Here is a 16502-nt window from a genome sequence, read left to right on the forward strand (position 1 = left end):
GTGCGTCATTTGCGGCGAATCTTCTACAGCGAGTGACGCAAAAATCATTTTTTGAAAAACTGTTAAGTTCTATTTTTCACCACTCATCCCTATCATAAACGGTTTTAGTGTTCAGAAAATAATAAGAATTGTGTATAAAATACATACAATTTTCTGCTACATAGTTTGAAATTTAATCGGTAGAATTTTTCAGGTTGATCGGACCGTGGTAGCGCTTGCAGCACTGCTGGACAGAAGGACCACGCCCTTGCCGATGCCGCTCTCCGTGAAGGGCAGCAGCGTCGGGAAGCGGCTTCGATCAACAACACGATAAGGAGATATCCAATGGCCTATTTGGCTCCAAGCGAATTTGTAACAAAAATGGTCGATTCGGGAGAATCGAAAGTCTATATGTCCACAAAGGACACCCTCATCCGCGCCTATATGGCGGGGGCTATCCTGGCACTGGCGGCGGTCTTCGCCGTCACGGTCGCAATGAAAACCGGCTCGCCGCTGGTCGGCGCGATGCTCTTCCCGGTCGGCTTCATTATGCTCTACCTCATGAGCTTTGACCTGCTCACGGGTGTTTTCGTCCTCGTCCCGCTGGCATGGCTGGATAAACGTCCGGGCGTTTCGATAGCCCAGATCCTGCGTAACTGGGGTTTTGTGGCGCTGGGGAACCTGATGGGCGCCCTGACGGTCGCGTTTATGATGGCCTTTATTTTTACATACGGTTTTGACACGGACGGCGGCGAGATCGCCAAGAAAGTGGCGGGCATCGGTGAAGCGCGTACCCTGGGGTACCAGTCCCACGGTGTATCCGGCTGGTTTACGGTTTTTGTCCGCGGGATGCTCTGTAACTGGATGGTCTCCATGGGTGTCGTCGGTGCGATGATCTCCACGACGGTCAGCGGCAAGTTCCTGGCGATGTGGATGCCGGTCATGCTCTTCTTCTTCATGGGCTTCGAGCACTCCATTGTCAACATGTTCCTGTTCCCGTTCTCCCTGATCATGGGCGGTAACTTCACGATTTCTGACTACATCCTCTGGAACGAGGTTCCGGTTGCACTGGGTAACCTGGTCGGCGGTCTCGCGTTTACGGGTCTGACGCTTTATGCAACGCACGTCAGAACAAGCCCGAAACGTGTGCTGGGGTAACCCGGCATAGCGGCTCCGGCCGCATCCATTCAAAAACGAAAAGGAAATATTTTTTATGACAAAACTTGAAATGACTGAAACGATTATGGCGGCGAAAAAAAGCAGCGGTCTGGGCTGGGAGGCGATCTCCGAGAAGGTCGGTCTCGGTTCCGTGTTCCTGACATCGGCGTGCCTCGGTATGAACAGCCTGAAGCCCGAGCCGGCAGACAAACTGTGCGAAGTCCTGGGGCTGGATGCCGCGGTGTCCGAAGCGCTGCAGGCGTTCCCCAACAAGAAGTGGGACCAGATCGTTCCGACCGATCCGCTTATCTACCGTCTCTATGAAGTCGTCGGCGTCTACGGCGAAACCATCAAGGAGATCGTCGGTGAGAAATTCGGCGACGGCATTATGAGCGCCATCGACTTCTCCATGGACATCGACAAAGAGGAGAATCCGGCGGGCGACCGCGTCGTGATCACCATGAACGGCAAATTCCTGCCCTACAAGTCGTGGTAACACGACTTTTTTTGAGCATGGCCGCCGGCGCGGACGTGTTCAAAAGGAGTCTGACAAAGATGATCAAGCGATGAATACAGCCGTGAAGCTCACCGTCGGCAGCCACACCGACAAAGGGCGCAAACCCCTGAACCAGGATTTTCACGATCTGCGCATTCCCGACGATACGCTGCTCTGCACAAAGGGGGCGGCCGCGGCGCTGGCCGACGGCATCAGCAGCAGCGAGGTGAGCCAGGTCGCCAGCCAGGTCGCTGTCGTCTCCTTTTTGGAGGATTACTTCAGCACGCCGGAGACCTGGTCGGTCGGCCGGGCGGCCCGGCAGGTGCTCAAGGCGACGAACTCCTGGCTCTACGCCCAGACCAGGCGGGGGCCGGAGCGCTTCGATATGGACAAGGGGTACGTCTGTACCTTCAGCGCGCTGGTGCTGCGGGGAAGGAGCGTGCATCTCTTTCATATCGGCGACGCGCGGATCTACCGGCTCCGCGACGGGGTGCTGGAGCAGCAGACCGAAGACCACCGCCTGCGGATCTCGCCGAGCGAGAGCTACCTCAGCCGGGCCATGGGGATGGACTCGCAGCTCATCATCGACCATGCCGTGTTGAGTGCCGAAGCGGGGGACGTCTTTCTCCTGATGACCGACGGAGTCTACGAGCATATCCTTGACGAGGATATCCTGCAGCATTTGCAAGAGCGCGGCGACGATTACGACGGCGCGGCGGAGGCCCTGGTAAACCGGGCCCTGGAAAACGGCAGCGGGGATAACCTGACGCTGATGCTCATGCGCATCGACGCCCTGCCGGATCAGGCGATCGACGAGCGCTACAAGGAGGTGATCGAAAAGCCTTTCGCGCCGCTGCTCGAACCCCGGTCGGAATTTGAGGGTTACCGCATCGTGCGCACGCTCAGCAGGACGAGCCGCAGCCATGTCTACCTGGCCGTCGACATGCAGACCGATACGCCCGCGGTGCTCAAAACCCTCGCGACGGAGCTGCAGCACGACCGCACGCAGGTGGAACGGTTCCTGACCGAAGAGTGGATCGCCCGCCGGGTCAGCAACGCCCACCTGCTCAAGGCCTACCCGCAGCAGCGCCCACGCGCCTACCTCTACACCGTGACCGAGTACGTGGAGGGGCAGTCGCTGGCGCAGTGGATGACGGACAACCCCCGTCCCGATTTGGAGACGGTCAGGCGCTATGCCGAGCAGATCGCGCGGGGGCTGCTTGCGCTGCACCGCCGCGAGATGGTGCACCAGGATCTCCGCCCGGAAAATATCCTGATCGACGCCACGGGGACGCTCAAGATCATCGATTTCGGGTCGGTAAAGATCGAGGGGATACAGGAGACGGTGCCGGAACGCGAAGGGACGCAGATGCCCGGTACGGCGCACTATTCGGCCCCGGAGTATTTTCTGGGCGGCGCAGGCACAACGCGCTCGGACCTCTATTCGCTGGCGGCGATCCTCTACCGGATGCTCTCGGGCAGCTCCCCGTACGGACTCAAAGTGGCACGGACCAAACAGCGCTCCGAGCAGAAGAAACTGAAGTACGTGTCGCTGGCGACGGAGGGAAGGGGCGTGCCGGTCTGGTTCGACGAAGCGCTGCGCAAGGCGCTTGACCCGGACCCGGAGCGCCGCTACGAGGATGTCGCCGAGTTCGTCTACGATCTTCGTCATCCCAACCGGGCCTTTTTGAATAAAAGCAGACCGCCGCTGATCGAACGCGATCCGGTCCGTTTCTGGCAGGGGCTTTCCCTCCTGCTCGGATTCGCCCTCGTCATGGTGGCGGCGAAGTGCCTGAGCGGGTGAACGCCCCGGCGTACTTCTGGGGAGCTCCGCCCAAGCGGTGCGGCGTTGCTCAGAGGTACAACCTCGCACGAATAACTAAAGGAATAACTATATGAAAAAATGGATGATATCCCTGGCGGCAGCGCCGTTAATGATTGCAGCAATGAATACGGCGGCGGCAGCCGAAGAGAGTATTACGATCCTAGACGATATGAAAGTGAGCGGGGAGATCCGCCCGCGCTACGAGATGGCGGCAGTGAAGGATAACGGCCTCGATACGGCCAACGCCTTTACGGCCCGGACGCGCCTCGCGGTCGAAGGGACGCTCTTCGGTCTCGAGGGGCTCAGCGCCAAAGTGGGAATGACCTCGGTCAACAACTTCGGCTACAACGATTACGCGCCGCAGGACGCGACCTATGATCTGATCCTCGACCCGCAGCAGGCGATCCTGACCGAGGGCTACCTGGCTTACACGGCGGCGGACACGACCCTGCTCGCGGGGCGCTCCTTCGTCAACCTCGACGACCAGCGCTTCGTCGGGACCGTCGGCTGGCGCCAGATGGAACGTGCCTACGACACCGTGACGGTCGTCAACAAGTCCGTCGAAGGGCTGACGCTGCTGGGAGCGTGGGTCTACGGCTACCAGGGGGTCAACACCAACCCGACGACCGATACGGGTTCGGCGCTGCTCAACGTCAACTACAAGGCGGGGGATGCGCTCACCGTCAGCCTGTTTAACTATATGCTTGCAGACATTCACGACACCTACGGTATCCGCCTCAGCGGCGTCGTGCCGGTCGAGGGGATCAAGTTCGATTACGCGGCTTCCTATGCGATGCAGACGGATGCGACGCTCGATTATGCCCTTGACACTGCGCCGAAGATCGACGCTTCCTACTATGATGTCGCCCTGGGGGCGAACATCTCCGGCCTCATCGCCGGGGCGGAGTACGAGGTGCTCGGCGACGCCTCCGGCAGCAGCACCAAGGGGTTCACGACCCCGCTGGCGACCCTGCACAAGTTCCAGGGGTGGGCGGATGTCTTCCTCGGGCGCACGGCCGGCAGCAACAACGACGGTCTGGCGGACTTGAGCGTCAAGCTCGGCTACGCCGCGCCGGGCTTCGGGAAAGTCCTGGGGCTTTACCACAAGTTCGATGCGCTCTCCGGTGTTAACAAGGACCTCGGAAGCGAGTTCGACGTGCTGTACGCGAACAAGGTTCCGGGCGTTAAGGACCTTGCTTTCCTGGCCAAGGCGGCCTTCTACTCCAAGGGCGACACGGGCAACGACGTGACCAAAGCGTGGCTCCAGCTCGATTACAAGTTCGCAACGAAGTAAATAGACGCACGCGGCGTTCGTGAGCGACCGCCGCGTGAAGCAGATGACAAAGGAGTTTAACCATGAGTCTGTCCAAGGAGACGATCGAGATCATCAAGGCGACGGCGAAGCCCGTCGCGGAAAATGCGGAAGCGATCACGGCGCGGATGTACGAGATCCTTTTCGAACACTATCCGGAAACACAGGCGCTCTTTAAAGCGGCGTCGCCGGACCAGCACAAAAAACTGGCCGCGGCCGTCGGCGCCTACGCGGCCAATATCGAAAAGCCGGAACTCCTCGGCGAGGCCCTCGAGAAGATGGCGCGAATGCATGTCCGTGCCGGCGTACTGCCGGAACACTACCCCGCCGTCGGGGTGTCGCTGCTCACGGCCGTCAAAGAAGTGCTCGGCGACGCGGCGACGGACGAAGTGTTGAGCGCCTGGAGAGAGGCCTATTTCTTCCTCGGCGATCTACTGATCGCCCGCGAAAAGGCGCTTTACGCCGCGGCGTAAAGCGTTACTTCCCCCGCAGGCGGAAAAGTTTTTCCGCCTCCATCACCACGACCAGCCCCAGCGCGAAGAGCAGCAGTTTTATCCACACTTCCAGCGATACCGGTTCCAGTGACAGCAGATGCTGCATCCACGGCAGCTGCATGGCGGCGATATGCACCGTCTGCGCCGCCACGATCGACAGCGGCAGCAGCAGGTTCTTGAAATGGCTGAGCGCGAAGAGGTAGCGCGTTTCGCTCCGGCTGTTGAGCGCGTGCAGATTCTCAAAGAGCACCATCAGCAGCAGGGTCACGTTGCGGGCGGATTCCACCGAAACGCCCTGCGCGAGGAGGGTGTAGAAAACCCCGAATCCGATGACGCCCATATAGAGGGCTCCCAGGGCGATACGCCTGATCATCAGGGCGTTGAAAATGGGTTCTTTGGGCGGACGGGGACCGCGTTTGAGAACGTGGGGCTCGGCGGGCTCAAGCCCCAGTGCGACATCCTGAATGCCGTTGGTGACGAGGTTGAGCCAGAGCAGGTGGATGGGCAGCAGCGGCACGGGGGTCGCGAAGGTCAGGGAGAGCAGGACGAGGATGATCTCCGCCAGCCCGGTGGAGATAAGCAGGTGGACGACTTTGCGAATGTTGTCGTAGGCGCGGCGTCCCTCCTCGATCCCGTTGACAATGGAGGTGAACGCATCGTCGGTCAGGATCAGGTCGGCGCTCTCTTTGGCAACGTCCGTGCCGCTTTTTCCCATCGCGATGCCGATATGGGCACTCTTGAGCGCAGGGGCGTCGTTGACGCCGTCCCCCGTCACGGCAACATAGTGCCCGAGGCCCTGGAAAGCGTGGACGATCTGCAGTTTCTGTTCGGGCGATACCCGTGCAAAGACGCGGATGCCGGCCAATGCACTCGGGTTAGCCCCGTTGTCGTACCATCGGCTGAGAGACTCCCCGTCGATCACCTGTGTCGTGTCTTGCGCCATCTGCAGACGCTTGGCGATATGCAGCGCCGTCTCGGGGTGGTCGCCCGTGACCATGGCGACGGTGATGCCCGCTTCGCGGCAGTGGGCTACAGCCGTTTCGACCCCGTCGCGCAGGGGGTCGGTAATGGCGGCCAGTCCGGCCCATTCGAAGTGCTTTGCATTCAGGGCGTCTTGAAGGTTCGGGGAGGCGCTGTCGGCATAGGCGACCCCGATCAGGCGGTACCCCTCCCGGGCAAGGCGGCTGACCCGCTCCAGCAGCGCTTCGCGTTCGTCCTGCGCAATGCGGCAGGCGGCAAGGATCACTTCGGGCGAGCCCTTGATCGCCGCGAAGTAGCCCGTTTCCCTCTCGATGACGGCGCCGGAGAACTTCTGGGAGGGTTCGTAGGGGATCAGGTCGGCTTTCGGCTGCTCGAGCAGCTCCGCCAGGTCGGCATTTTGCCGGTGTGCGTACCGTATCAGGGCGACGTCGACCTGGTCGCCGCCGAAGCGGCCTTCGCGGTTGAGGTAGGCTTCGTTGGCGACGACGACCGCTTCGAGCGCCTTTTCGGCTTCGATATCGAACGATTCGACGCTGAGCCTGTTCTGGGTCAGGGTCCCCGTCTTATCGGTGGCGATGAAGGTGCATGAGCCCAGGGTCTCTATCGCCGGGAGCTTTCGGACGATAACGCTGCGGCGGGACATGGCGACCGCCGCCGACGCGAGGGCGACGGTGATGGCGACGGGAAGCCCTTCGGGCACGGCGGAGACGAAGAGGGCGACGGTCAGGAAGAAGATCTCCAGCAGCGGCGTCCCCCGGAAGAGCGACAGGGCAATGATCAGCAGCGAAATGACGCCGACGGCGGCCGCGATCTTGAGGGAAAAAGCCTCCAGGCGTGCGATGAGGGGGACCTTGACGGCGGATTTGCCGATGAGGAGCTCGGCGATCCGCCCGATCTGGGTATGCAGACCGACGGCGCTGACGATGCCTCTGGCCCGCCCGCTGGTAATATAGGTCCCGGCAAAGAGCATATTGCTGCGGTCGCCGAGGGGAAGGTCGGGGTCGTCGAATCGGCGCTGTGCATCCTTTTCGACCTCCAGCGACTCGCCGGTCAGCAGCGACTCGTCGGCGGAGAGGTGATAGGTATGGATGAGCCGGAGGTCCGCCGGGACCTTGTCGCCGCTTTCGATCACCACGATATCGCCCAGGGCGAGCCCGACGGCATCGATCAGCTCCTCTTTGCCGTCGCGCAGCACCTTGGCCAGGGTCTTGACGCTGTGCCGGAGGGCGTGGGCCTGCTGGTCGGCACTGCGTTCGAGCACCGTCCCGATGGCGGCATTGATCACCAGCACGGCAAGGATAAACCCGGCATCGAGCGCTTCGCCGATACCGAAACTGATCAGCGCGGCGATGAGCAGGATGAGAATGATGGGGTTTTTGAACTGGGAAAGTATGATGCGAAGCAGCGGGGTCGGCGGGGCGACCGGGAGGGCGTTGGGCCCGTCGCGCATCAGGCGCGCTTCGGCCTCGGCGCTGCTCAGGCCGCTGCCGCTGCTGTCAAGGTGTTTGAAGGTGGTATCGATCCCCAGGGTGTGATGTGCGTCGAATTCCATACACCTATTGTATCAGGCATCATGCGTCTCGGTAAAGGGTTTGCCCCTTCAGCCGTTGTTGCGGTTAAAAAAGGCGAGGCCGAGGGCGACGACGATGAGGAGGCCGAAGGTGATCCCCCAGATGAGAAGGTTGATGTCCCCGTCGAGGGGGGTGTTGTTCGGGTTCATGATTGCTCGCTTTCATCCTGGGTCAGATAGATCCAGTAATCCTGGTAGCTGTAACCCCGGTTGAGGAAATAGAGTTGCAAAACGGCGACACGGTAGAGCGTCAGCGCCATTTTCGCAAAGGGAAGGGCGAGGCTGAGCCCCGAGAGCCATCCCTGCTGTTTTTTCCCGCGGGTCTCCTGCATGATCTCCCTGCCGATATTCTGTATGAGGTACCAGCCGAAAAGAAAAGAGAAAATGAAGTTCGCCATCACCCCCAGCAGGGCGACGGCAATGAGGTCCTGTGTAAAAAGACCGAAGAGCACGGTTTAGGCGTTTTCGATGGCGTCTTGGAGGATCTTGGCGGCAGCAGCCTTGTTCTGGTAGTCTTTGACCTTGACCCATTTGCCCGGCTCGAGCGCCTTGTAGGTTTCGAAGAAGTTCTTGATCTTCGCCAGCGTGTGTTTCGGCAGGTCGTCGATGTCTTGGACCTCTTCATAGGTCGGGTCGATCTTGGAGACCGGCACGGCCAGCAGTTTTTCGTCGATACCGCTCTCGTCTTCCATGATGAGAACACCGATCAGACGGCAGTTGACGACAGAACCGGCCTGCATCGGGTACTCGGTCAGGACGAGGACGTCAGCCGGGTCGCCGTCTTGTGAAAGGGTCTTGTTGACGAAGCCGTAGTTGGCCGGGTAGTACATCGCAGAGTGCATGACGCGGTCGACGACGACGGCGCCGCTCTCTTTTTCGATTTCATACTTGATGTTGGACCCGTAGGGGATCTCGATCACCGCTTTGACTTTGTCCGGGTTTTCACCGTAGCCGATTTTGCTCAAATCCATAATGCGTTCTCCAGAAATATTTGGCGTGATTGTAGCAAAGCGCACCTCTGAAAACCCTGTAAAGTTCCAAAACAGATGGCGGTGTATGGTAACAGTCCAGGCTTAGAGGATCGTGATTTCACGGGAATATCATACGATTTTTATCTTCTTTTCTATACTATAGGCCGAGTAATTTTGATGAAGGCCCAGGCCTTCGAAACTGTAACAAGGGTAGATCATGGAAGTGAACCTCGTAGCCGAGGGGCTCAAATTCATGGTGCTCGGTATGGGCATCGTCTTTTTGTTCCTCACGCTGATGATTTTTGCGATGAACGTGATGTCGAAGATCATTCATCGCTATTTCCCGGAACCGCAGGCGGCAGAGTCGGGAAAGTCCGCTCCGGCGGCGGATAAACTGAAGAAGGTGGCGGCAATTGCCGCGGCCATTCACCACCATAACACTAAGTAAGGATTGGCATGGCGAAAAAATTCATTGACGTGATGGATACGACGTTCCGCGACGGTTTTCAGTCCGTCTTCGGCGGACGGGTACTGCTGAACGACTTCCTGCCGGCGGTCGAAGCGGCAAAAGAAGCGGGGATCACCCACTTCGAATTCGGCGGGGGCGCACGCTTCCAGGTTCCTTATTTCTACCTCAACGAGAACGCGTTCGACAACATGGACAAGTTCCGCGAGATCGTCGGGCCCGACGCGAACCTGCAGACGCTGGCCCGCGGGGTCAATACGGTCATGCTCGACACGGGCAGCCGCGAACTGGTCGACCTGCATGCGAAGATGTTCAAAAAGCACGGGACGACAACGATCCGTAACTTCGATGCCCTCAACGACGTCAACAACCTTATTGACAGCGGCCGCAGCATTGTCAACCACGGCCTGAAGCACGAAGTCGTGGTGACGATGATGGACCTTCCCCCGGGATGTGAAGGTGCGCATACTGTCGACTTCTACGAAAAGATTCTCCGCGACATCCTCGATGCGGAGATCCCTTATGATTCCGTCTGTTTCAAAGATGCCACCGGTACCGCCAATCCGCAAAAAGTCTACGAGACGATCAAAATGGCACGCAAACTGCTGCCGGAAGGGACGCATATCCGCCTGCACACGCAGGAGACTGCCGGTATCAGCGTCGCCCAGAACCTGGCGGCCCTCGAAGCGGGCGCGGACGGTATCGACGCCGCGGCGCACCCTGTTTCCGGCGGTACGAGCCAGCCGGACCTGCTCGTGATGATGCACGCCATCAAAGGCAAAGACTACGATTTCGGTTTCGATTTCGAGAAGCTTCTCAAATACGAAGCAACTCTCAAAGAGTGCCTCGCAGACTACTTCATCCCGCCGGAAGCGACCATGGTCGAACCGCTGATCCAGTTCTCCCCGATGCCGGGCGGTGCCCTGACGGCGAATACGCAGATGCTGCGTGACAACAACATGATGGACAAGTTCCACGACGCGATCCTCGCGATGCGCGAAGTCGTCGAGAAGGGCGGGTACGGCACCTCCGTTACTCCGGTTTCGCAGTTCTATTTCCAGCAGGCGCTCAACAACACCCTGATGGGGCCGTGGAAGAAGATCGCACCGGGTTACGGCCGTATGGTCCTGGGCTACTTCGGCAAGACGCCGGTGGCACCGGATGCAGAGGTCGTCAAGATCGCCGCGGAACAGCTCGGGCTCGAACCGACTACGGAAAAAGCGATCGATCTCGCCGACAAGGATGAAAAGAAATCCGTCGCCTTCTGGACCAAGCGTCTTGAGGAAGAGGGGATCGAAACGAGCGAAGAGAACATCTTCATCGCAGCAGCCTGTGATGAAAAAGGGATCACCTTCCTTAAAGGTGAAGCGGAAGTCAATGTCCGCAAACTTTCCGAAATGCAAAACGAAAAAGAGGAGTGCACAGGTATGGGTTCAGGAAACTACACAGTTGTCGTCGACGGTCAGAAATTCAGCGTTCAGGTCGCCGAGGGCGATGCAAATATCCAGGTGACTGCGGTGCAGGGTGAAGCGGCATCCACTCCCGAAGCGGCCGCTCCGGCCGGTGAAGGCGAAGAGATCAAGGCACTGCTGCCGGGCAACGTCTGGAAAGTCGTTGCCAACCCGGGCCAGAGCGTCGCGGAAGGCGAAAAGATCATGATCCTCGAATCCATGAAAATGGAGATCGATGTCCTTGCACCGCGCGGCGGCGTCATCAAGTCCATCAACGTCAACGTCAACGATAAGGTCGTCGAAGGCCAGGTTGTCGCGGTAATCGGATAAGCGGATGAGAACGCTGTTTATCAAACTGCTGCTGGCATTGTCGCTGTTCGGCGCCGTGTCGGCGTCGGCATCCGATGCCACTGCTGCGCACGAGGCGCCGGCCGTAGAGCAGAAAGCCTACGAGTCGCACAGCATCGGTCACCTCCTGGCCAACTTTGCCAAGTCTACCGGTGTCTACGCCATCCTCTATCCGAACCCGGACGAGATGAGTGCCCTCGGAAAACCGATGAGCGATTTCCACAAAGGGTGGGGACGCGTCATCATGATCCTGGTCGCTTTCGTCCTTTTCTACCTGGCGATCGCCAAAGGCTTTGAGCCGCTGCTGCTGCTGCCGATCGGCTTCGGGGGCCTGCTCTCGAACATCCCCGTTGCCGACATCGCCGGGCCGCACGGCTTCCTGGGCGTTATCTACCAGGCGGGTCTTGCGAACGAACTCTTCCCGATCATCATCTTTATGGGTGTCGGTGCAATGACGGACTTCGGCCCGCTGCTCTCCAACCCAAAAACGGCGCTGCTCGGCGGTGCCGCGCAGTTCGGGATCTTCGGGACCCTCGTCGGGGCGGTTGCACTGTCGCAGTATACTGACCTCTTTGCCTTTACGCTCCAGCAGGCTTCTGCCATCTCCATCATCGGCGGTGCGGACGGCCCGACGTCGATCTATATCGCGACGAAACTGGCGCCGGAGCTGCTGGGGGCGATCGCGGTCGCATCGTACTCCTACATGGCGCTGGTACCGATTATCCAGCCGCCGATCATGAAGGCGCTCACCAACGCCAAAGAGCGCAAGATCAAGATGACGACGCTGCGCCATGTCAGCCGTATGGAAAAACTGATCTTCCCGATCCTGGTCCTTGTTCTGGCAATCCTGGTCCTTCCGGACTCCACGCCGCTGATCGGTGCGTTCGCTTTCGGTAACTTCCTCAAAGAGTCCGGTGTCGTCGAACGTCTCTCCGATACGCTGCAGAACGCCCTGATCAACATTGTTACGATCTTCCTCGGCCTCGGCGTCGGTTCCAAGCTCGCCGCTGACCAGTTCCTCGTCGCCGACACGCTGGCGATCCTGGCACTGGGCCTGATCGCCTTCTCCGTTGGTACGGCCGCCGGGGTCATCATGGCGAAGATCATGAACCTCTTCCCGGGGACGAAGATCAACCCGCTTATCGGTTCGGCAGGGGTTTCCGCCGTCCCGATGGCGGCGCGCGTCTCCAACAAAGTCGGTATGGAATACGACCGCAACAACATGCTGCTCATGCATGCGATGGGCCCCAACGTTGCGGGTGTCATCGGTTCCGCCGTCGCCGCGGGTGTTATGATCAGTATCTTCGCGTAAGCGCAGAACTTTCCTCTGCTTCCCGGGGCTACCCGGAAGCGACCCTTCCACAAAACCTTTGCCCCGTCACGCTCAGTGCCGCATCAGATAGGCGTCGCACCCGTCTTTGTAAAAGACTTTGATCGTTTTGACGATCTCGAAGCCGAAACGGCGGTAGAGGTCGATCGCGGGGTTGTTGTCGCAGCGGACTTCGAGCATACAGTGCATGAAACCGCGCGTGTCCAGTTCGGAAAGCATCCGCTCCATCAGCAGGGAAGCGATCCCCATCTTGCGGTATGCCGGGGCGATCCCGAGCGAATAGAGCTTCGGTTCGCGGCGCCGCAGCAGTGCGAGGACATAGCCGGCGGTTTCCCCGCTGTCGGTCTGCGCGATGAGCAGCAGGCTGTGGCGGATATGGTAGTAGAACGCACGACGGCTCAGGGGGTAGTTCTCCGCGGAGAAGAGCGTGCGTTCAAGCTGTTCGAGTGCCGCGGCGTCGGCGGCAGCGGCGGCTCTCAGCGTCATTTCTGGTAGATGGTGTACTTGGGCACCAGCTTGAAGGGACGGTAGGACATCTTCACTTTCTTGAGGTTTTCAAAGCCCATGTCGTCGCCGACGTTGATGTAGACGATGCCGTACCGCTCCTTGAGCAGTTTCGAAAATTCGCGGAAAATGAACTGGGCGCACCCCATCACTTCGAAATCGGTTTTTTCGATGATGACGCAGGCCGTATCGCCGCTGATGCGTTCGCCTGCCGTAAAGCCTTTGATCTCCCCGTCGATGTAGATGACGAGGCCGAGCAGCCCCAGCTCCGTGTAATGCTTGAGCATCCGTTTGACGGCGTGGCGCTCCTGGTGGATCCCCTCGAGGAAAACTTCCGCCTCCTCCTTTGGCATATATTTCACCCGGTCCGAAACCCACTTGTTGAACAGGGCCATGATGCCGTCGTAGTGCTTCTCGCTGTCGAGCTCCTCGACGTAGGCGTCGGTGTAGGAGTTGCGGAAGTGGTTGATCTCGGTGCGCTTGGTGTGGTAGCTGTTGCCCCGCAGCTCGATGAGCTTGTCGGCTTCGTAGACGTAATCGACGAGCTTCTTTTCGAGAATGTAGTGTTCGAGCATTTCGAACATGCTCTGCGCCTCGTCTTCGCTCTGGACGAACTCTTCAACGGTTGATGCCTGCACGTAGTCGATGCGGGCGTAGAAGGGCGAGGAGTTGTTTGCGTTCATGATCTCGAAACAGCGTACGATCGCCTTGTCGACGTTCTTTTTCTTCCCGATGGGCGGCAGCAGCATCGTCAACTCCCCTCCCGTGATGACAAAGAGACAGAAACATTTGTTGATGACGGCGTAGAAGCCGCTGCTGTTGCCCAGCCAGATATAGTTGGCGGCAAAGGTGTAGTCACTGATGTCGACGTCGATTTTGCACAGGTGCTTTTCCAGAACGGGTTTGGCTTTGAGGCCGAAGGGTTTGAGTGTCTGTTTGTTGATGACGAGGTTCGCCATGGGGGTGGTGTGTCCTTTGCGAGGGAGAGATTTTAATGGAATTCTACTCCGCTTTTCATCGTTTGCGTCAAGGAAATTTTTTGGGCTCCGAAGGGGCGGGAAAGAGGGCGTTTCGCAAACGATGACACAGTATAATGACGCTGCAAAAAGGATTGACGATGCTAAAAATGATGATTGGTTTTATGAAAGACTACTGGAAGTACCGCGACGCGGTGAAGAAGCAGCACCGCTGGATCGTGAAGTACGCCGCGCAGAAGGGGTATGCGATCAACCCGAGCATGATGATGAGCAAGAACCTCGAAGTGTGGCTGAGCGAGATGGAAGCGACCTTCGGCAAGCGCTACTGCCCCTGCTTCGAGCCATCCGGCGATGCAAAGCTCGACAAGGCGATGTGCTGCCCCTGCGAGTTCATCGACGACGAGATCGAAGAATACGGCACCTGCCACTGCGCGCTGTTTGGCCGCGGGGACCTCGACAAGGTGGGCTGGAAGGCGTCGTCGCAGCGCCTGATGGGAGAGTACCGCGTGCCGCTGAACATGAAAGATGGCGTCCTCGACACCCGCGGTATGCCCCTCGATCCGCGCCGCGGCCTGCCCATCCCCGACGCCATGCACCAGATGAAAGCGACGCTCAACGGGTACGGCGGCAAGACGCTCCGTATGATCGTGGCACGCGAACAGGAGGCACAGAACCTGGAGACCATCGCGGCGTTCCGCGGCTACGGCTTTTCGAAAACGGCGTCGGATGACGGCATCACCGTGACCCTGGACCTGGAGAACAAAAACGCGCAGGGCGCATCGGGCAGCTGCGGGCAGTAAGCCGCCTCCCCCCTTTTGCACGTCCGCGGGGATTGATAAATCTAAAGGGATTTTTCCTATACTGTAAATATTGATATATAATAGTGCAAAAGGGGGATAAGATGAAAAAACTTGCACTTATTCTGGGATTGACCGTATCACTGCTGGCGGCGGACAAATGTGCCGTTTATGCCGTTAAATACCAGGAGATTCCGCAGATCAAGGTCGTCACGATTAACGGTTCGTCCACCTGCGAAACGGGAACGGTGGTCATCAAAATCTATGACGGGAAAGGGCAGTTCCTCCAACAAATCTCCGCCCCGATCGAAAACAGCGCTTTTTCAACGCAGTTTGAAGGCACGACGGCCAACGGCCTGCGCTTCAAACACTCTGTACTGGATAAAGACGGAAACGTATTGGACCGCTACTGAGCGGTGCTGATGCGGGGTAACGGATCCCCCGGCAAAAGGGGGTTCCGATCGTGTTACTCTGCTATGAAGATTAATATAAAAAGCGGCCTTGAAACCCCTACTGCGTATCGGCAGGGGTCATGGGGTTTTGAAGAAAAACATTGATGCGGCTGACGATTTCCTGCGCGATGTAGTCGCCGATAGGCGTCTCTATCTCATCAATCAGGATCGGTGTGACATCATCGTCGTAGTTGATAAAAGCGATACCGCCGATCAATGGGATAATACCCACCTCGAACCATCCCACTTCTGTCCACGTCCTGTCCATCTCTGCATGTCTGATATCCAAGTCGACCGGTGTCTGAAAGGTGTCAACCGCTGAATTGTTGGCGTCCGTCAATGCGACGTCGATCGTAAATTTCGCTTTGTACTCATACCCGTTCCATGCAGGGGCCCATACGAGAAAACCGGGGAAATTAATCAGGAAGTTCCATCCGGAGCCGTCGTACTGCTGCTCAACATCAATGTTGGCGATGAAATCGACCGCAATGTCTTCGATCTGATTTTCGCTATAGGGGTAGAACACGACGGCAGAAGCGTTGTTCAAGCCGGACGAGATACCGCGAATAATCTGTTGGCCGTATTTGTTTTGCGTGGATGACACGATGCCGATTTTCGTTTTCGTGTCTAGCGCATTGTGCTGCCAGTTTTTATAGTCGTTTATATTGAGGACTTCCAACTTATGGGAGCAGCCCGTAAAAAGCAGTACCGCCAGCGCACCGATGATGATTTTGAACACAAAGACTCCTTACGCTATTTGTGATAGCATTTTATGTTTAAATATATTTTACTAGGTTTTACTTAATTATTCACACCACGCTTTCGTCTTTGTCCCGCCGTCGTACCGTACCGCCAGGCCGCTGTCGATCAGGCTCTGTCCGACGCTCTGCCCGTCTACATAAACATCGGCCACGATCCGGAAATACTTTCCGCGCTTCATGTTCCGAAGCTCGATCGTTTTTGCGCCGCGGAGCATGGCGACCGTATGCTGTTTCGCCCGGTGCGCCAGACGCTTTTCCGCCGGGCACTTGCCCCGCATTTCCGGGGTGTCGATGCCGTTGATCCGGATCCCGATGCGTTCGCCTAATAATGGGGGCCATGTGCTGACCGTCGCCCGGAAGGTGTCGCCGTCATAGACGCTGGTGACCTCGTCGATGATGACGGAACCGAAGTTTTTGTTGTTGATCGAAGCGGCGTTCAGGGTGAAGCATAAGAGGAAAATAGTCAGGTGTGTTTTCAAGGATATTCGTACTTTGTATTCCAAGCGGATTGGGTTTAATGGTGGTGCTGATGGGGAGACTCGAACTCCCGGCCTCTTGATTACGAATCAAGTGCTCTAGCCGACTGAGCTACATCAGCATTCAGGGGGCGGCATTATACGATGCTGTTGC

General features: G+C 58.2%; 17 protein-coding genes and 1 tRNA gene. 10 read left to right on the forward strand and 8 right to left on the reverse strand.

Translation table 11 applies throughout. The features are described from left to right. Nucleotides 1-324: 324 nt before the first annotated feature. From ACM66T_RS03705 to ACM66T_RS03725, 5 genes are all read left to right on the forward strand, one after another. Nucleotides 325-1137, forward strand: coding sequence for a formate/nitrite transporter family protein (locus ACM66T_RS03705; protein WP_231020455.1), 813 nt, complete (start codon nucleotides 325-327; stop codon nucleotides 1135-1137). A 55-nt stretch (nucleotides 1138-1192) separates the two neighbouring features. After that, nucleotides 1193-1633 (forward strand): cyanase, encoded by a 441-nt coding sequence (gene cynS / locus ACM66T_RS03710; protein WP_231020456.1) that lies wholly within the window; start codon nucleotides 1193-1195, stop codon nucleotides 1631-1633. 70 nt (nucleotides 1634-1703) lie between these two features. Then, complete coding sequence (locus tag ACM66T_RS03715; RefSeq protein ID WP_231020457.1) at nucleotides 1704-3437, forward strand: bifunctional protein-serine/threonine kinase/phosphatase; 1734 nt, start codon at nucleotides 1704-1706, stop codon at nucleotides 3435-3437. Nucleotides 3438-3528: 91 nt separating this feature from the next. Then, nucleotides 3529-4752 (forward strand): hypothetical protein, encoded by a 1224-nt coding sequence (locus tag ACM66T_RS03720; protein WP_231020458.1) that lies wholly within the window; start codon nucleotides 3529-3531, stop codon nucleotides 4750-4752. A 62-nt stretch (nucleotides 4753-4814) separates the two neighbouring features. Further along, a complete protein-coding gene (locus ACM66T_RS03725; RefSeq protein ID WP_231020459.1) occupies nucleotides 4815-5243 on the forward strand; it encodes a globin domain-containing protein in 429 nt (142 codons plus the stop codon). Between the two features lie 4 nt (nucleotides 5244-5247). Here ACM66T_RS03725 and ACM66T_RS03730 read toward each other — a convergent pair whose 3' ends face one another. The 3 genes from ACM66T_RS03730 to ppa all read right to left on the reverse strand — a co-directional run bounded on the left by ACM66T_RS03730 (nucleotide 5248) and on the right by ppa (nucleotide 8786). Next, the gene (locus ACM66T_RS03730) at nucleotides 5248-7797 is read right to left on the reverse strand and encodes a cation-translocating P-type ATPase (protein ID WP_416768783.1); all 2550 of its coding nucleotides are present in this window, start codon (nucleotides 7795-7797) and stop codon (nucleotides 5248-5250) included. A 164-nt stretch (nucleotides 7798-7961) separates the two neighbouring features. Beyond that, nucleotides 7962-8267, reverse strand: a complete 306-nt coding sequence (locus ACM66T_RS03735) for a hypothetical protein (protein WP_231020461.1) — start codon at nucleotides 8265-8267, stop codon at nucleotides 7962-7964. 3 nt (nucleotides 8268-8270) lie between these two features. After that, on the reverse strand, nucleotides 8271-8786 hold the full coding sequence (gene ppa, locus ACM66T_RS03740) for an inorganic diphosphatase (RefSeq protein ID WP_231020462.1): 516 nt from the start codon (nucleotides 8784-8786) through the stop codon (nucleotides 8271-8273). Nucleotides 8787-9003: 217 nt separating this feature from the next. On the opposite strand from ppa, the gene ACM66T_RS03745 reads away from it, so the two are divergent. Genes ACM66T_RS03745 through ACM66T_RS03755 form a run of 3 tightly spaced genes read left to right on the forward strand, consistent with a single transcriptional unit; the run spans nucleotide 9004 to nucleotide 12363 of the window. Continuing rightward, nucleotides 9004-9234 carry an OadG family protein gene (locus ACM66T_RS03745; protein WP_231020463.1) on the forward strand — a complete coding sequence of 77 codons (231 nt, stop codon included), beginning with the start codon at nucleotides 9004-9006 and terminating at the stop codon, nucleotides 9232-9234. Nucleotides 9235-9242: 8 nt separating this feature from the next. Continuing rightward, a complete protein-coding gene (locus ACM66T_RS03750) occupies nucleotides 9243-11033 on the forward strand; it encodes a biotin/lipoyl-containing protein (RefSeq protein ID WP_231020464.1) in 1791 nt (596 codons plus the stop codon). Between the two features lie 4 nt (nucleotides 11034-11037). Further along, complete coding sequence (locus tag ACM66T_RS03755) at nucleotides 11038-12363, forward strand: sodium ion-translocating decarboxylase subunit beta (RefSeq protein WP_231020465.1); 1326 nt, start codon at nucleotides 11038-11040, stop codon at nucleotides 12361-12363. A 72-nt stretch (nucleotides 12364-12435) separates the two neighbouring features. Here the strand turns inward: ACM66T_RS03755 and ACM66T_RS03760 are convergent, their stop codons facing one another. Next, nucleotides 12436-12867 carry a GNAT family N-acetyltransferase gene (locus ACM66T_RS03760; RefSeq protein ID WP_416768784.1) on the reverse strand — a complete coding sequence of 144 codons (432 nt, stop codon included), beginning with the start codon at nucleotides 12865-12867 and terminating at the stop codon, nucleotides 12436-12438. Continuing rightward, nucleotides 12864-13844, reverse strand: a complete 981-nt coding sequence (locus ACM66T_RS03765) for a DUF2156 domain-containing protein (RefSeq protein WP_231020467.1) — start codon at nucleotides 13842-13844, stop codon at nucleotides 12864-12866. Before ACM66T_RS03765 ends, ACM66T_RS03760 begins: the two co-directional genes overlap by 4 nt. 158 nt (nucleotides 13845-14002) lie before the next feature. On the opposite strand from ACM66T_RS03765, the gene ACM66T_RS03770 reads away from it, so the two are divergent. Together ACM66T_RS03770 and ACM66T_RS03775 are read left to right on the forward strand one after the other, a co-directional pair. Beyond that, on the forward strand, nucleotides 14003-14662 hold the full coding sequence (locus tag ACM66T_RS03770; protein WP_231020468.1) for a ferredoxin-thioredoxin reductase catalytic domain-containing protein: 660 nt from the start codon (nucleotides 14003-14005) through the stop codon (nucleotides 14660-14662). A 101-nt stretch (nucleotides 14663-14763) separates the two neighbouring features. Continuing rightward, nucleotides 14764-15072 (forward strand): hypothetical protein, encoded by a 309-nt coding sequence (locus ACM66T_RS03775; RefSeq protein ID WP_231020469.1) that lies wholly within the window; start codon nucleotides 14764-14766, stop codon nucleotides 15070-15072. 97 nt (nucleotides 15073-15169) lie between these two features. Here ACM66T_RS03775 and ACM66T_RS03780 read toward each other — a convergent pair whose 3' ends face one another. From ACM66T_RS03780 to ACM66T_RS03790, 3 genes are all read right to left on the reverse strand, one after another. Continuing rightward, a complete protein-coding gene (locus ACM66T_RS03780; protein WP_231020470.1) occupies nucleotides 15170-15850 on the reverse strand; it encodes a hypothetical protein in 681 nt (226 codons plus the stop codon). A 66-nt stretch (nucleotides 15851-15916) separates the two neighbouring features. Continuing rightward, nucleotides 15917-16351 (reverse strand): thermonuclease family protein, encoded by a 435-nt coding sequence (locus ACM66T_RS03785; RefSeq protein WP_416768785.1) that lies wholly within the window; start codon nucleotides 16349-16351, stop codon nucleotides 15917-15919. A gap of 42 nt (nucleotides 16352-16393) precedes the next feature. Continuing rightward, nucleotides 16394-16470 (reverse strand) — tRNA-Thr (locus tag ACM66T_RS03790). Nucleotides 16471-16502 lie beyond the last annotated feature (32 nt).

Source organism: Sulfurimonas sp. ST-25, assembly GCF_048079205.1.
In the GTDB taxonomy this organism is placed as follows: Bacteria; Campylobacterota; Campylobacteria; order Campylobacterales; family Sulfurimonadaceae; genus Thiomicrolovo; species Thiomicrolovo sulfuroxydans.

Bases quoted from the DNA above. Each gene is read 5' to 3' on its own strand.
- ACM66T_RS03750 (WP_231020464.1), top strand. From the start codon at position 9,243: ATGGCGAAAAAATTCATTGACGTGATGGATACGACGTTCCGCGACGGT.
- ppa (WP_231020462.1), bottom strand. From the start codon at position 8,786: ATGGATTTGAGCAAAATCGGCTACGGTGAAAACCCGGACAAAGTCAAA.
- ACM66T_RS03760 (WP_416768784.1), bottom strand. From the start codon at position 12,867: ATGACGCTGAGAGCCGCCGCTGCCGCCGACGCCGCGGCACTCGAACAG.
- ACM66T_RS03725 (WP_231020459.1), top strand. From the start codon at position 4,815: ATGAGTCTGTCCAAGGAGACGATCGAGATCATCAAGGCGACGGCGAAG.
- ACM66T_RS03755 (WP_231020465.1), top strand. From the start codon at position 11,038: ATGAGAACGCTGTTTATCAAACTGCTGCTGGCATTGTCGCTGTTCGGC.
- ACM66T_RS03770 (WP_231020468.1), top strand. From the start codon at position 14,003: ATGCTAAAAATGATGATTGGTTTTATGAAAGACTACTGGAAGTACCGC.
- ACM66T_RS03745 (WP_231020463.1), top strand. From the start codon at position 9,004: ATGGAAGTGAACCTCGTAGCCGAGGGGCTCAAATTCATGGTGCTCGGT.
- cynS (WP_231020456.1), top strand. From the start codon at position 1,193: ATGACAAAACTTGAAATGACTGAAACGATTATGGCGGCGAAAAAAAGC.
- ACM66T_RS03775 (WP_231020469.1), top strand. From the start codon at position 14,764: ATGAAAAAACTTGCACTTATTCTGGGATTGACCGTATCACTGCTGGCG.
- ACM66T_RS03705 (WP_231020455.1), top strand. From the start codon at position 325: ATGGCCTATTTGGCTCCAAGCGAATTTGTAACAAAAATGGTCGATTCG.
- ACM66T_RS03720 (WP_231020458.1), top strand. From the start codon at position 3,529: ATGAAAAAATGGATGATATCCCTGGCGGCAGCGCCGTTAATGATTGCA.
- ACM66T_RS03715 (WP_231020457.1), top strand. From the start codon at position 1,704: ATGAATACAGCCGTGAAGCTCACCGTCGGCAGCCACACCGACAAAGGG.
- ACM66T_RS03765 (WP_231020467.1), bottom strand. From the start codon at position 13,844: ATGGCGAACCTCGTCATCAACAAACAGACACTCAAACCCTTCGGCCTC.
- ACM66T_RS03730 (WP_416768783.1), bottom strand. From the start codon at position 7,797: ATGGAATTCGACGCACATCACACCCTGGGGATCGATACCACCTTCAAA.